This window comes from Micromonospora polyrhachis, assembly GCF_014203835.1.
GTDB lineage: Bacteria > Actinomycetota > Actinomycetes > Mycobacteriales > Micromonosporaceae > Micromonospora_H > Micromonospora_H polyrhachis.
The window spans coordinates 6,614,709-6,628,722 of sequence record NZ_JACHJW010000001.1 but is presented as its reverse complement, the minus strand read 5'-3'; the positions used below and the strand labels follow the sequence as shown (position 1 = coordinate 6,628,722).

General features: G+C 70.6%; 12 protein-coding genes. 11 read left to right on the top strand and 1 reads right to left on the bottom strand.

What is annotated here, in order from left to right:
- The first annotated feature begins 284 nt into the window (after positions 1-284).
- The 3 genes from FHR38_RS29260 to FHR38_RS29250 all read left to right on the top strand — a co-directional run bounded on the left by FHR38_RS29260 (position 285) and on the right by FHR38_RS29250 (position 4,790).
- On the top strand, positions 285-1,661 hold the full coding sequence (locus tag FHR38_RS29260; protein WP_184538255.1) for a hypothetical protein: 1,377 nt from the start codon (positions 285-287) through the stop codon (positions 1,659-1,661).
- 103 nt (positions 1,662-1,764) lie between these two features.
- Positions 1,765-3,258, top strand: a complete 1,494-nt coding sequence (locus tag FHR38_RS29255) for a CoA-acylating methylmalonate-semialdehyde dehydrogenase (protein ID WP_184538253.1) — start codon at positions 1,765-1,767, stop codon at positions 3,256-3,258.
- Between the two features lie 173 nt (positions 3,259-3,431).
- Positions 3,432-4,790 carry a phytase gene (locus FHR38_RS29250; RefSeq protein WP_312882470.1) on the top strand — a complete coding sequence of 453 codons (1,359 nt, stop codon included), beginning with the start codon at positions 3,432-3,434 and terminating at the stop codon, positions 4,788-4,790.
- Positions 4,791-4,869: 79 nt separating this feature from the next.
- Here FHR38_RS29250 and FHR38_RS29245 read toward each other — a convergent pair whose 3' ends face one another.
- A complete protein-coding gene (locus tag FHR38_RS29245) occupies positions 4,870-5,610 on the bottom strand; it encodes a GntR family transcriptional regulator (protein WP_184538251.1) in 741 nt (246 codons plus the stop codon).
- 162 nt (positions 5,611-5,772) lie between these two features.
- On the opposite strand from FHR38_RS29245, the gene FHR38_RS29240 reads away from it, so the two are divergent.
- The 8 genes from FHR38_RS29240 to FHR38_RS29205 are packed head-to-tail and all read left to right on the top strand — an operon-like array spanning position 5,773 to position 13,931.
- Positions 5,773-6,816: a Gfo/Idh/MocA family protein gene (locus tag FHR38_RS29240; RefSeq protein ID WP_184538249.1), complete on the top strand. Its 1,044-nt coding sequence runs from the start codon at positions 5,773-5,775 to the stop codon at positions 6,814-6,816.
- Complete coding sequence (locus FHR38_RS29235) at positions 6,816-7,685, top strand: TIM barrel protein (protein WP_184538247.1); 870 nt, start codon at positions 6,816-6,818, stop codon at positions 7,683-7,685. The genes FHR38_RS29240 and FHR38_RS29235 overlap by 1 nt, the downstream gene beginning before the upstream one ends.
- On the top strand, positions 7,685-8,755 hold the full coding sequence (locus FHR38_RS29230; protein WP_184540396.1) for a PfkB family carbohydrate kinase: 1,071 nt from the start codon (positions 7,685-7,687) through the stop codon (positions 8,753-8,755). Before FHR38_RS29235 ends, FHR38_RS29230 begins: the two co-directional genes overlap by 1 nt.
- On the top strand, positions 8,752-9,618 hold the full coding sequence (locus tag FHR38_RS29225) for a Cgl0159 family (beta/alpha)8-fold protein (RefSeq protein ID WP_184538245.1): 867 nt from the start codon (positions 8,752-8,754) through the stop codon (positions 9,616-9,618). Before FHR38_RS29230 ends, FHR38_RS29225 begins: the two co-directional genes overlap by 4 nt.
- A 4-nt stretch (positions 9,619-9,622) precedes the next feature.
- On the top strand, positions 9,623-10,465 hold the full coding sequence (gene iolB, locus FHR38_RS29220) for a 5-deoxy-glucuronate isomerase (protein ID WP_184538243.1): 843 nt from the start codon (positions 9,623-9,625) through the stop codon (positions 10,463-10,465).
- On the top strand, positions 10,462-12,318 hold the full coding sequence (gene iolD, locus FHR38_RS29215; protein WP_184538241.1) for a 3D-(3,5/4)-trihydroxycyclohexane-1,2-dione acylhydrolase (decyclizing): 1,857 nt from the start codon (positions 10,462-10,464) through the stop codon (positions 12,316-12,318). The genes iolB and iolD overlap by 4 nt, the downstream gene beginning before the upstream one ends.
- Positions 12,319-12,324: 6 nt before the next feature.
- Positions 12,325-13,293: an inorganic phosphate transporter gene (locus FHR38_RS29210; RefSeq protein WP_221449239.1), complete on the top strand. Its 969-nt coding sequence runs from the start codon at positions 12,325-12,327 to the stop codon at positions 13,291-13,293.
- Positions 13,290-13,931 (top strand): DUF47 domain-containing protein, encoded by a 642-nt coding sequence (locus tag FHR38_RS29205; RefSeq protein ID WP_184538238.1) that lies wholly within the window; start codon positions 13,290-13,292, stop codon positions 13,929-13,931. The genes FHR38_RS29210 and FHR38_RS29205 overlap by 4 nt, the downstream gene beginning before the upstream one ends.
- Positions 13,932-14,014 lie beyond the last annotated feature (83 nt).

Sequence of the window (14,014 nt, the reverse complement as noted above, 5' to 3'; positions counted from 1 at the left end):
CGGACGGCAGTCCGGGTCCCGTCGGCCACGCTCGGAACAGGAAAACGGACCCGTTGTGAACAAGCACGATACGACCAATGCGGGTTGAGTATGATCCGGACTGCGCTCTGATATGGAGGCCGCTCGTTTCCTACCTCCCGGTGGATTCGCGGTCAGTCACCTGATAAGAGGGAGAAGCGGCCGTGTCTGATCTCGAATCCGGCGCAACGAGTCCAAAGTGGAGCGGCGGTGACGATATCGGACCGCCTGAGTCGGCGACATCAGCACCGGCGTTCCTCGCTGCGATGCGCGACCTCAAGCAGTGGTCCGGATTCACCTATCGCGAGCTGCAACGGCGAGCCGAGGCCGCCGGGGAGGTGCTGCCGCACAGCACCATTGCCGCAGCGCTCGGTCGCTCCACCCTGCCCCGCGCCGAGATGGTCAGGGCTTTCGTCCGGGCCTGCGGCGGTGATCCGGTGACGGTCGACGGCTGGCTGGCGGTCCGCAAGCGCATCGCCATCGACAGTGGTCGGTCTACTCAGCCCTCCGAAACGGGGGACACCGCACCGGCACCCGACAGGTCCGATCCGACCGAGAAGAAGGTCGGGACCGAGACGGTACCGGCGATGGGGGGTGACCTGACCGGAGCTGGCACGGCCGTCGCGCCCGAGCATGCCGACCGGCCGGCGGCAGCCACCGCCCCGCAGCCTCCGCAAGACCCGACATCCGGTACGGATAGCGGTGCCACCGAGGACACCGCGGCCCTCCCGCCGACCGAGACAGTGACGCCGGTCGCCGCCACCGATCCGCCGCTGACCGCTGGGGGCGGCCCCGACGATGACCGGACCTGGCCGGTACGCGACGGTGGCCAGCGTCGACTCGGCGCTGCCACCGCCACCAGCGAGCGGTACCGGTGGATCGGGCTGCACCGACACGACCCCGCCGACGAGGTGCCCCGGCCCGCCGGGCTGCGCTGGCTGATTCCCCCGATCATGTATCGCACCGGCTGGTCGTCCCGTGTGCTCTCCGGCGTGCTCCTGTTGATCCTTCTGGTGGTGGCAACCGGGTTCATTGTCGGAGCGCTGCGTGATGTCCCCGGAAACGGCCCTGCCGATGCGGACGCCTCCCCGGATTTGATCATCGACGCCGACGACCCGGACGGTCCGACAACTCCCGGCTCGGGTCCATCTTCGCCGGGCACGGGCACACCGTCCGCCACGCCGACCCGGACGCCGACACCGAACAGGTCCGGTAGCCGGTCGCCGAGCCCCACCCCCAAGCGCACGTCGACCGGCGGAGGCGGCGTGGAGACACAGCCCGATCCGGGCTCGGGAACGGGATCCGGATCGGGCGGGCGCCTGGTCACCTCGGTCACCCCGTTCTGCCGGGACAGTGGTCGGAGCTGGGCCTTCACCATCACCGGCGAGCTGTATCAGGCGTCCGCCGGATACGACCCCACCGCCTGGACGGTGGTCAAGGGCGGATCCAGCTACGGATATCCACTCAGTGGTAACGGCTCGACTCGTTTCTCTGGCACTGTCCCACCGGGCGGTGGCTCGGACGTGCTGACGGCCGCTTCGACCACGTGGGAGCTCGTGGTCTGGGTCAGGGACAGTAGCGGCGCCAATTCCTCGGTCCGGGCCTCCGGAACGGTGAACAACCCCGGCTGTCTGGTCTCCTAGCCACCGAGGCGTTGCCGTCTGGCGGCGATGACATCAGTATGTCTTGACAAATTGCGGCACCCGCATGAGGCTCGACAGCGGATCCATCGACGAAGGGAGCCCGATGCGGACCATCGAGCACTGGATCGGCGGCACCTCGGTCACCGGCGGCAGTGGGTACGCGACCGTCTGGCAGCCGGCGACCGGACAGCCACAGGCAGAGGTAGCGCTCGGCGGGCGGGTCGAGGTAGACCTCGCCGTCGCCGCGGCAGTCAAGGCGTACGGGTCATGGGGCGACGTGTCGCTGTCCCGGCGCACCAAGGTCATGTTCGCCCTACGTGACCTGGTCGAGCGGCACGAGGACGAACTGGCGCGCCTGATCACCGCCGAACACGGCAAGACCGTCGAGGACGCGCGGGGCGAGGTGATCCGCGGCCGAGAGGTGATCGAGTTCGCCTGCGGCATTCCGCAGCTACTCAAGGGAGCGTACTCGGACCAGGTCTCGACCGGCGTCGACTCGTACTCGCTGCGCACACCGCTCGGAGTGTGCGTCGGCATCACCCCGTTCAACTTCCCCGTCATGGTGCCGATGTGGATGCACCCGATCGCCATCGCCTGCGGCAACACCTTCGTACAGAAGCCGAGCGAACGCGACCCGTCCCCCGCCAATTTCGTGGCGCGGTTGTACGCGGACGCCGGCCTGCCGGACGGGGTGTTCAACGTGGTGCACGGCGATCGGGGGGCTGTTGACGCGCTACTCGACCACCCCGATGTCGCGGCGGTGTCGTTCGTCGGCTCCACCCCGATCGCGAGTTATGTACACCAGCGCGCCTCGGCGACGGGCAAACGGGTACAGGGACTCGGCGGCGCGAAGAACCACGCGGTGGTGCTGCCCGACGCGGACCTGCCGGACGCGGCCCGGCAGATCGCGGCAGCGGCCTACGGCTCCGCTGGTCAGCGTTGCATGGCCATCTCCGCCGTGGTGGCGGTGGACCCGGTCGGAGACGAGTTGGTCACGCTGCTGGCTCGGCAGGCGGCAGCGATCGTGGTCGGCCCTGGCGACCAGCCGGGCAGCCAGATGGGTCCGGTGGTCACGGCGCAGGCACGGGAGCGGGTGCTCGCCGCGGTGGACGGGGCACGAGAAGCCGGAGCCGCGATCGTCGTCGACGGATCAGACCTGCGGGTCGGCGGGCACGAGGACGGGTTCTTCGTCGGACCGTGTCTGCTCGACCGGGTGACCCCCACCATGGCGGCGTACCAGCAGGAGATCTTCGGTCCGGTCCTGGTGGTGCTCCGCGCGCGGAACCTCGACGAGGCGATCGCGGTGATCAACGCCAATCCGTACGGCAACGGCACCGCGTTGTTCACCTCGGGCGGTGCCGCCGCCCGCCGTTTCGTACGCGGCACGACGATCGGCATGATCGGCGTCAACGTGCCGGTGCCGGTGCCGATGGCATACCACTCGTTCGGCGGCTGGAAGGCGTCGCTCTTCGGCGACACGCACGCCCACGGCACCGAGGGGGTGGCCTTCTACACGCGCGGCAAGGTGGTCACCAGCCGCTGGCCGGAGCCGGTCGAGACGGCTCAGCCCACCCTGCACTTCCCCACCGCGTCCTAGCACGTCACTCCGGGCGGGCGAGACGACGCCCGCCACTGGGTCGACCGGCCAGCAGGTCGAACACGTTTATCTCTATCTATTTATCGGCCGATTGTTTGTCAATACATCTTAATGTAATCTCATTTCGCAACTGGTCTCCTGTCCGATGGGTTCCCCCCACCCTTGGAGGTACTGTGCGCAACCGAAGGGGTCGCCTACTCACGGCGGCCACTGTCGCCATCACCACCGCCTTGTCCATCTCCCCGTTCTCGCCGCTGCCGGCACAGGCCAGCAGCATGCCCGAGGTCGAAGCGAAGCTGGAGACGCCAGCGCTTTTCGACGACGACGCGGGCGGCAGGGCCAATGCCGACGACCCGGCCATCTGGCTACACCCGACGCACTCCGCCCGGAGCGTCGTCATCGGCACCGCCAAGGAGGCGGGCCTACTGGCGTACTCGCTGTCCGGCACCGTCCTGCAGACCGTCGCGGCACCCGCGCCGCCCCGCCCCGGCGACGAGGGCGGCCGGTTCAACAACGTCGACCTGGTGTACGGCATGCGGGTCGGCGGCGCGTCCCGCGACCTGGCGGTCGTCTCCGACCGGGGCCGCGACCAGCTACGCGTCTACCGGATCGACCCCTCGGCCGCGCGGGTGGGAGCACCTCCGCTGGTCGACGTCACCGACCCGGCGGCACCACTGGTCTTCTCCAGCAATCAGGATGAGGTGAACGAGAAACGAACCGCATACGGGCTGGCTACCTGGCAGGACCGCGCCACCGGGCGGTCGTACGCCCTGGTGAGCCAGCGGGACACCACCAAGCTCGCGCTGCTGCGGCTCATCGCCACCCCGGCCGGCACGGTGACCTACACCGTGGAGCGGACACTGACCATGCCGGCAAGCTTCACCCTGCCCAACGGCGCGACCTGGCAGCCCTGCCTTGAGCCGGGCGAGGACCCGCAGTTCGAGGGCATGGTGGTCGACGCGCGGACCGGCACGCTCTACGCCGGACAGGAGGACGTCGGCATCTGGCGGATGCCGGCCACGTTGCTCGGCACGCCAGTGCTCGTCGACAAAGTACGCGAATACGGCGTACCGGCGGCGTACGACCCGGTCACCGACGAGTGCGCGTACGGCCCGGACCCGGGCTACGGCGGTAGCCACCTGTCCTCCGACGTGGAGGGCCTGACTATCTACTACCGGGGCGGCGGCAAGGGATACCTGCTGGCATCCAGTCAGGGCGAGAACGCCTTCGCCGTCTACCAGTTGCAGGGTGCCAACGCGTACACGGGTCACTTCCGGGTCGTCTCCGGTGACGACTCGGACGAGCCGGACGGTTCCGAGGTCTGCGACGGCGCGATGGTGCTCAACGCACCGCTCGGCAGCACCTTCGACGAGGGACTGCTCGTGGTACACGACGGTCAGAACACGCCAACCGTCGTCGACGACAACGGTGAGGAGCGAGAGAACACCAACTTCAAGTTCGTGCAGTGGGAGGACGTAGCCGAGGAGGCCGGTCTGGCCGTCGACACCTCGGGTTGGAACCCGCGCTTCTGAGGTACGAGTCGACGCGTCGGTCGAGCCGTCCTGGCCGGACCGGCGCGTCGACTTCCCGAGCGGACCCGGGGCGGATGGGTCAGCGCTCGACGAGGGCGATCTCGAAGCTGTAGAGCGTCGGCCGGTAGACGTGTGATCCGTGCTCGACCGCCCGGCCGCTGTCGTCGTAGGTGGTGCGGCTCATCGTCAGCAGTGGCGCACCCCGGCGCTCGTGCAGCAACCGGGCCTCCGGGCTGGTGGCGGCCCGGGCACCGATGCGCTGGTTGGCCACCCGCATGTGGATCCCGGCACCGCGCAGCAGCTCGTAGAGGCCGTGCCGCTCCAGCCGTTCCTCGGTCAGCTCGGTCAACCCGGTGGGCAGCCAGTTGTGCATGATGGCGAGCGGTTCACCCTGGGCGAACCGCAGCCGCTCCAGGTGGACGATGTCGGTGCCTGGTGCCAGCCGCAACGCGACCGCGATGGCGTCGTCGGCCGGAATCGTCTCGACCAGGAGCGTCATGGTGCTGGGTCGCTGGTTGCCGTGGCTGAGGTCGTCGTAGAGACTGCTCAGCTCCACCGGCCGCTTGACCATGCCGTGCACGACTTGGGTGCCGACACCACGCTTGCGGACCAGCAGCCCCTTGTCCACCAGGCACTGGATGGCCTGACGCATGGTGGGCCGGGACAGCCCGGTCTGGTCGGCGAGCTGGATCTCGTTGTCCAGGCGTGAACCAGGTGGCAGCTCGCCCTGATCGATGAGCTGTTCGATCTGCAGGGCGACCTGGAAGTAGAGGGGAACCGGGCTCGACCGGTCGAGGGTGATGGGTAGCGGCCTGGTCAAGATGCTCCTCGCAGGTGTCCTTCGCTATCAAATGACAATAGCAGACATCATTATGTCCTTACAAAGTGTTGACACGACGCTCGGTCGAGGACTAAGAATCTAGCCACAGAAGCAACTCCTGCCCGACTCAACGGCCCCACCGTATTCACCAGGAGGTGTTCTATGCGCATCGCCCTGCTCGGAGCCGGAAGAATCGGCACGGCGCACGCGGCCAACCTGCGCGTTCACCCGGAGGTGTCCCAGCTGCTCATCGCCGACTCCGACGCCGGGCGCGCCCGCTCCGCCGCCGAACTGGTCGGTGCCCAACCCGCCGGCGACGTGGACGCCGCCCTGGCCGCCGCGCCCGACGCCGTCGTGATCGCCACTCCCACCTCGACGCATGCCGAGCTCATTCTCCGGGCGGTCGACGCGGGCGTGCCGGTGTTCTGCGAAAAGCCGGTCGCCGGGGACGTCAGGCAGACCGTCGATGTCGCCCGGCGCGTTGCCGAGTCCGGGATCCCCGTCCAGATCGGATTCCAGCGTCGATTCGACGCCGGCTATCAGGCCGCCCGGGCCGCCCTACGCGCCGGCGAAGTCGGCACACTGCATCGACTGCACCTGGTCACCGGCGACCCCGCCCCACCGCACGCCAACTACGTACCGCTCTCCGGTGGCATCTTCCGCGACTGCCACATCCACGACTTCGACATCGCCCGTTGGCTGACCGGCACCGAGGTGGTCGAGGTGTACGCGACCGGCGCGAACCGGGGCGCGCCGTTCTTCGCCCAGGCCGGCGACGTCGACACCGCGACGACCATCCTCACCTTCGCCGACGGAACACTCGCCACGGTGCAAGGCTCCCGCTACAACGGCGCGGGATACGACGTACGCGCCGAACTCGCTGGCACCCGGGGCACCTACGTCGTCGGGTTGGACGGGCGGTCCCCACTACGCTCCGCCGAGCCCGGCGCGCCCCCGTCCGCCGGGCCCGCCTGGCCCGACTTCTGGCACCGCTTCCGGCCCGCGTACGCCGCCGAGATGGCGGCCTTCCTGGACCTGGTCGCGGGCCGGACCGGAAACCCGTGTCCGGTCGCCGACGCGCTGGAGGCGCTGTACGTGGCCGAGGCCGCCGAGCTGTCCCGCCACGAGCGGCGCCCGGTACGCGTCGACGAGGTTCGGGGCGACGACGTCCGGCTCACCCATCCGGCCGGGGTGGGAAGCCGGTGATGGCCATGCGAATCGCCGGGGCCCCCATTTCCTGGGGCGTGTGCGAGGTGCCCGGCTGGGGGCACCAGATGACGGCCGAGCGGGTGCTGACCGAGATGGCCGGCACCGGCATCATCGCCACCGAGTTCGGCCCGGACGGGTTCCTGCCCACCGACCCGGTACAGCGGCGGGAACTGCTCACGGCGTACGGGCTGACCGCAGTGGGCGGCTTCGTGCCGGTGCTGCTGCACGACCCGGGGCACGACCCGCTCCCGGAGGTGCTGGCGCACCTGCCGGCGTTCCTGGCCAGCGGCGCGAACACGCTGGTGCTGGCCGCGGCGACCGAAGCGGAGGGCTACGACCAGCGGCCGGTCCTCGACGCGGCGGGCTGGCGGACGCTGCTCGGCCGGCTCGACGCGCTGGCCGGAGTCACCGCCGACCACGGGGTCGTCGCGACGCTACACCCGCACGTCGGCACCATGGTCGAGCGGGCCGAGGAGGTCTGGCGGGTGCTGGACGGCAGCGTCGTGGGGCTCTGCCTGGACACCGGACACCTGCTGGTCGGTGGCGCGGACCCGGTCGAGGTCGCCCGCAAGGCCGCCGGACGGACCGCACACGTGCACCTGAAGGACGTCAACGCGACCCTCGCCTCGCGGGTGCGGGCCGGTGCCATCGGATACCGCGATGCGGTGGCGGCCGGCATGTACCGCCCGCTCGGCGACGGCGATGTCGGCATCGCCGAAATCGTGACAGCGTTGACCGACGCCGGCTACCCCGGCTGGTACGTCATGGAGCAGGACGCCGTGCTGGCGAGTGAGCCGGCCGACGGTACCGGTCCGCTGGCCGACGTTCGCCGCAGCCTGGCCTACCTCGCCTCGGTGGGTACGTGATGGGATCCGTGCCGCTGGACGGGTCCCCGGTCAACGCCCCGAGCCGACCGGCAGTGCCGTACGACGTCATCACCGTCGGCCGGGTCGGCGTCGACCTCTATCCGCTGCGCGGCGGGGTGCCCCTGTCCGAGGTGGACATCTTCGCCCGGTTCCTGGGTGGCAGCGCGACCAACGTGGCCGTCGCCTCGGCCCGGCTGGGGTGCCGTACCGCGGTGGTCACCCGGACCGGGGCCGACCCGTTCGGCGCGTTCGTACACCAGGCGCTGACGGCGTACGGGGTGGACGACGGGTACGTGACCGAGGTGCCGGGCCTTTCCACCCCGATCACCTTCTGCGAGATCTTCCCACCGGACGATTTCCCGATCTACTTCTATCGGGCACCGAAGGCACCCGACCTGGAGATACGTCCGGACGACCTGGACCGGTCGGCGCTGGCCGCCGCCCGCCTGGTGTGGCTCACCGGCACCGGCCTGTCCGCCGAGCCCAGCCGGACCGCCCACCACGTCGTGCTCGGCTTGCGGCGGGACCGAGCCGTCCACGGCCACGAAGGTCATGACATCGGCGAGACCCCTCGCGACCACGAAGGTGCCGACACCGGCGAGACCGTGCTTGATCTGGACTACCGGCCGATGCTGTGGGCCGATCCGACGCAGGCCACCCGGGCCTACCGCGACGCCCTGGCGACCGGCGCGGTGACCGTGGCGGTGGGCAACCGCGAGGAGTGCGCGATCACCACCGGCGAGACCAGCCCCGATGCGGCAGCCGACGCGTTGTTGGCAGCCGGCGTCCGGCTGGCGGTGGTCAAACAGGGCCCCGGGGGTGTGCTGGCCAAACGCGCCGACGGCACCCGGGTCGTGGTGCCGCCGGTGCCGGTGGAGGTGGTCAACGGGCTGGGCGCGGGTGACGCCTTCGGCGGTGCGCTCTGCCACGGCCTGCTCGCGGACTGGCCGCTGGAGCGGATCCTGCGCTTCGCCAACGCGGCCGGCGCGCACGTCGCCGCGAGACTGTCCTGCTCGGATGCGATGCCGACCGCTGACGAGGTGTACGGACTGATGGGAGAGGCGCCATGACGGAGAACACGATCCGCGCCCTGACCCGCCAGCGGGCGGGCCGTCCCGAACTGGTGGCACAGGCCGCCACCGACCGACGCCGGCCGACCGGCTGGGGTGACGAACGGTTGATGATCATCGCGGCCGACCATCCGGCCCGGGGAACCGTCGGGGTACGGAACCGGCCGGACGCCATGGCCAACCGGACCGACCTGCTCCAGCGGCTGCGTACCGCGCTGTCCCGCCCGGGCGTACACGGCGTCATGGCCACCGCCGACGTCATCGAGGACCTGCTCCTCCTCGGCGAACTGAACGACCGTCTGGTGATCGGTTCGATGAACCGGGGCGGAATCACCGGGGCGGTGTTCGAACTCGACGACCGGTTCACCGGCTACGACACGCAGACCATCGTGGAGATGGGATTCGATGGTGGCAAGATGCTGTGCCGCATCGACCCGGCCGACCCGGGGACGGTCAGCACCCTGGAATCCTGCGGACGGGCCGTCACCGAGCTGGCCCGACATCGACTGATGGCCATGATCGAGCCGCTGCCGGTGAGCCGGATCGACGGCCGGGCGCAACTGGACGCCCGCCCCGAGGCACTGATCCGGGCCATCGGTGTCGGCCAGGCGTTGGGCGGGTCGTCCGCGTACACCTGGCTCAAGCTGCCGGTGGTGCCGGAGATGGACCGGGTCCTGGAGTCGACCACGCTGCCGGTGCTGCTGCTGGGCGGCGAGTCGGCCGGCGAGGAGGCGTACACCGCCTGGCAGAAGGCGCTGGCCAATCCAGGCGTACGCGGCCTCGTGGTGGGGCGGGCGCTGCTCTATCCACCGGATGACGACGTGGCCGCCGCCGTCGACACCGCCGCCGCGTTGCTGGGGTGAGGAGATGTACCTACCAGCGGGAACGGCACGAGGCGGGGACGGCTGCCCGGTCGAGGTGACCCCGGAACGGGCCGGTTGGCGATACTGCGGGCTGCGGGTGCTGGAGCTGCCCGCCGGCGGTGAGATCACCTTCGACACCGGCGAGTTCGAACAGTTGCTGCTGCCACTGAGCGGCGGCGGTGTGGTGTGGTGCGACGGGCAGGTCTTCGAGCTGACCGGCCGGGACAGCGTGTTCGAGCGGGTGACCGACTTCGCGTACCTGCCGATCGACGCCACCGTGACCGTCCGGACCGGCACCGGCCTGCGCTGCGCACTGCCCTCGGCCCGGGCCACGCGCCGGCTACCGGCACGCTACGGACCGGCCGAGCGGGTGCCGGTGGAGATACGTGGCGCCGGTCCGGCCACCCGGCAGGTCAACAACTTCTGCGCGCCGGAGGTGTTCGAGTGCGACAAGCTCGTCGCGGTCGAGCTGCTGACCCCCGGCGGGAACTGGTCGTCGTACCCGCCGCACAAGCACGACACCGAGGCCGACGGCGAGGCGGTGTTGGAGGAGATCTACTACTTCGAGACCAGCGGCTTGGCCTACCAGCGCGTCTACGGCAGCACCGAAGTGCTCGCCGAGGTCGCCACCGGGGACGTGGTGCTGGTCCCGAACGGCTACCACGGCCCGTCGATCGCCGCCCCCGGATACGACCTGTACTACCTCAACGTGCTGGCCGGGCCGGCGCCGGAGCGCACCATGGCCTGCCGGGACGATCCGGTGCACCACTGGGTCCGGGAGTCCTGGCAGCAACAGGTGCCCGATCCGCGCGTACCCCTGACGTCGTACCGAGGGAGAACCCGATGAGGATGACGGTGGCCCAGGCCGTCGTGACGTTCCTGGCCCAACAGGAGACGGAACGCGACGGCGTACGGCAGCGGTTGATCGCCGGCTGTTTCGGCATCCTCGGGCACGGCAACGTGGCCGGACTCGGCCAGGCACTGCTTCAGGCCGGCTCGCGGATGCCGTATCACCAGGCCCGCAACGAGCAGGCGATGGTGCACACCGCCGCCGCGTACGCCCGCACCCGGCTACGTACCTCCACCTACGCCTGCACCACGTCGATCGGGCCGGGCGCGACCAACCTGGTGACCGGTGCCGCGCTGGCCACCGTCAATCGGCTGCCGGTGCTGCTGCTGCCCGGCGACGTCTTCGCCACCCGGGTCGCCAACCCGGTGTTGCAGGAGCTGGAGGACCCGCGCTCGTACGACGTCTCGGTCAACGACACACTGCGACCGGTGAGCCGCTACTGGGACCGGATCAACCGGCCGGAGCAGCTGCCCGCCGCGCTGCTCGCTGCCGCCCGGGTGCTGACCGACCCGGCCGAGACCGGGGCGGTGACGCTGGCCCTGCCGCAGGACGTGCAGGCCGAGGCGTACGACTTCCCGGACGAGTTGTTCGCTCCCCGGCTCTGGCACATCGCCCGGGCCCGGCCGGACCACCCGGCGTTGGCGCGCGCGGCCGAACTGCTGCGTACCGCGAGCCGTCCGCTGATCGTGGCCGGCGGCGGCGTCATCTACAGCGGCGCCACGCAGGCCCTGGCCGATTTCGTCGCCGCCACCGGCATTCCCGTCGTGGAGACCCAGGCCGGCAAGGGGGCCCTGCCGCACGGTCATCCCGGTGCCGTCGGCCCGATCGGCGTCACCGGTTCCACCGCGGCGAACACCCTGGCCCGGGAGGCGGACGTGGTGCTCGGCATCGGCACCCGCTACAGCGACTTCACCACCGCCTCACGCAGTCTTTTCGCCGACCCGGAGGTGCGCTTCGTCAACCTCAATGTAGCCACGTTCGACGCGGTGAAGCTCGGTGCGGTGGCGCTCACCGCCGACGCCCGGGCGGGCCTGCTGGAGCTGACGGAGCAGCTCGCCGGCTGGTCCCTACCCGTGGCGCGGCGGAAACGGGCCGCCACGCTGGTCGCCGGCTGGGATGCGGCGGTCGACGCCGGCCGGGCGGCAACCGGCGGCCCGCTGACCCAGGCCCAGGTGATCGGGGCGGTCAACGACGCCGCCGAGGCCGCCGACGTGGTGGTGTGCGCAGCCGGCTCCATGCCGGGTGACCTGCACCGACAGTGGCGCGCTGCCCGGCCCGGCCAGTACCACGTCGAGTACGGCTACTCGTGCATGGGCTACGAGATCGCCGGTGGCCTCGGCGTGCGGTTGGCCGACCCGGAGGCCGAGGTGTTCGTCCTGGTCGGCGACGGCTCCTACCTGATGATGGCGCAGGAACTGGCGACCGCGATCGCCGAAGGCCTGAAGCTCACCGTGGTGCTGGTCGACAACCGGGGCTACGCCTCCATCGGCGAGCTGTCGGAGCAGGTGGGCGGCGAGCGCTTCGGCACGTCGTACCGGGCCAGACATCCCGACACCGGCCGGCTGGACGGGCCGGATCTGCCGGTCGACCTGGCGGCCAACGCCGCCAGCCTGGGCGCGCAGGTGGACCGCCCGGCCACGCTGGACGAGCTCCGGACGGCGTTGGCCAAGGCCCGCTCGGCGGCCGGCACCACGGTGGTCTACGTCCGTACCGGCCTCACCGGTGACCCGGGGCCGCCCTCCGACGCCTGGTGGGACGTACCGGTCGCGCAGGTCGGCACCACCAGCCAACTGTCAGCGGCGCAGAGTGGGTACGCCGAGGGCAAGGCGACGCAGCGCGGCCACTGGTGAGCTCCGGTGAGCCTCGGATTCGTACTGCTGGCCGCGGTGTTCGTGTTCGTGTGCGGGGCCAACGACGGCGCGGCGATGCTGGCACTGGCGGTACGTCATCGTGAGGTCCCGCCGTATGTCGTACTCGCCGTGCTGCTCGCGGCGATCGCAGCCGGGCCGGCGCTGTTCGGGCTGACCGTGGCGCGTACCTTCACCGACCGGTTGCTGGATCCGACCGACCGGCGGGGCCCGCTCATTGTGCTGGTCGGCGTCGCCGCGTCCCTGCTGCTGGTCGGCATGCTCACCTGGCGTGGCGTGCCAACCAGCATCACCCTCGCCGTGCTCGGCGGCCTGGCCGGTGCCGCCACCGGTGCCGGCGCGCACACCGCCTGGGCCACGTTGGCCGGGGTGCTCGTGGTCGCCGCGGTGGCCCCGCTGGTCGGCGGCGCCCTGGGCCTGCTCTTCGGGATGCTGGCCCGCCGCCTACCGACCACCTCGCGGCTGACGACTGCGCTACGCCTCACGCACCTCGCGGCGTTCTCCGGGCAGAGCCTCGCGTACGCCGCCAACGACGGACAGAAGATGTTCGCCGTGGTCGGGGTCGGGCTGGCCATGCTGCACGGTTCGGTTGGTATGCGGCCCCCGCACTGGCCGGTCCTGCTCGGTCTGGTCACCGTGTTCGGTGCCGGTGCGGTGCTCAGCCTGCGGCGGATGGCCCGGGGAGCCACCTTCGGCCTGCTGCCGCCCCGACCCTGGTGCCTGGTCTCGGCCGAGTTGGCGGCGGCGACCTCGGTGCTCGGCAGCGCGGGGCTCGGCGCACCGGTCAGCATGACCCAGTCGATGGCGGCCGGGCTGGTGGGTGCCGGGACGAGCCAGGGTGTCCGCCGGGTGCGTTGGCAGTTCGCCATGCCGGTGCTGGTGGCCTGGCTGGTGACCCTGCCGGCCAGCCTGCTCGCCGGACTGTTGGCGGGCGGCCTGCTCCGGACGGTCACATGATCTCCCGCCTGCGTCGCGTCTTCGACGACCTGGCTGGTCGTTCGCATCGCCGCGTCATCGGCATCCTGGTGCAGCAGATCGATGCGGCGCTGGACGGTGTCGCGCTGGCGATCGGGGTGACCACCGGCCGGGTGGGACCGGCCGAAGCGCGCCACATGATGTCCGATCTGGAGCATCTCGGTGACGGTCACCGGGCCCGGCTGGTGCCGGAGTTGTCCGCCACGCTGACCACGCCGATCGACCGGGAGGACCTGTTCCGACTTTCCCGCTCCATCGACGACGTGCTCGACCACCTGCGGGACTACGTGCGGGAGACCGACCTGTACGGGGTACGGCTGGATGGTGCGGCGGTTGCGCTGCTGGAGCAGGTCAATCTGGGTCTGAAGGACCTGCGCCGGGCGGTGAACCGCATTCTGCCCCGGCCACAGGACGTGCCGGCCGCGGCCCTGGTCGCGCACAAGCGCGCCGGTCAGGTCCGGCACCGGTACGGCATCGCTCTGGCGGCGTTGCTCTCCGGTGAGGTGGATGCGGCCATGTTGAAGCGACGGGAGCTACTCCGCCGCCTCGATGTGCTGGGGCTGCGGCTCGCGGAGTGTGCGGACGCGCTCGCCGACGCGATGCTCAAGCGCATGCTGTGAATCCTCAACAGGTTTCGACAAAGTAATTATGTCTTGACAAAGATGTGAACGGCGTTACGCTTCTGACACGCGGCCGACGGCCG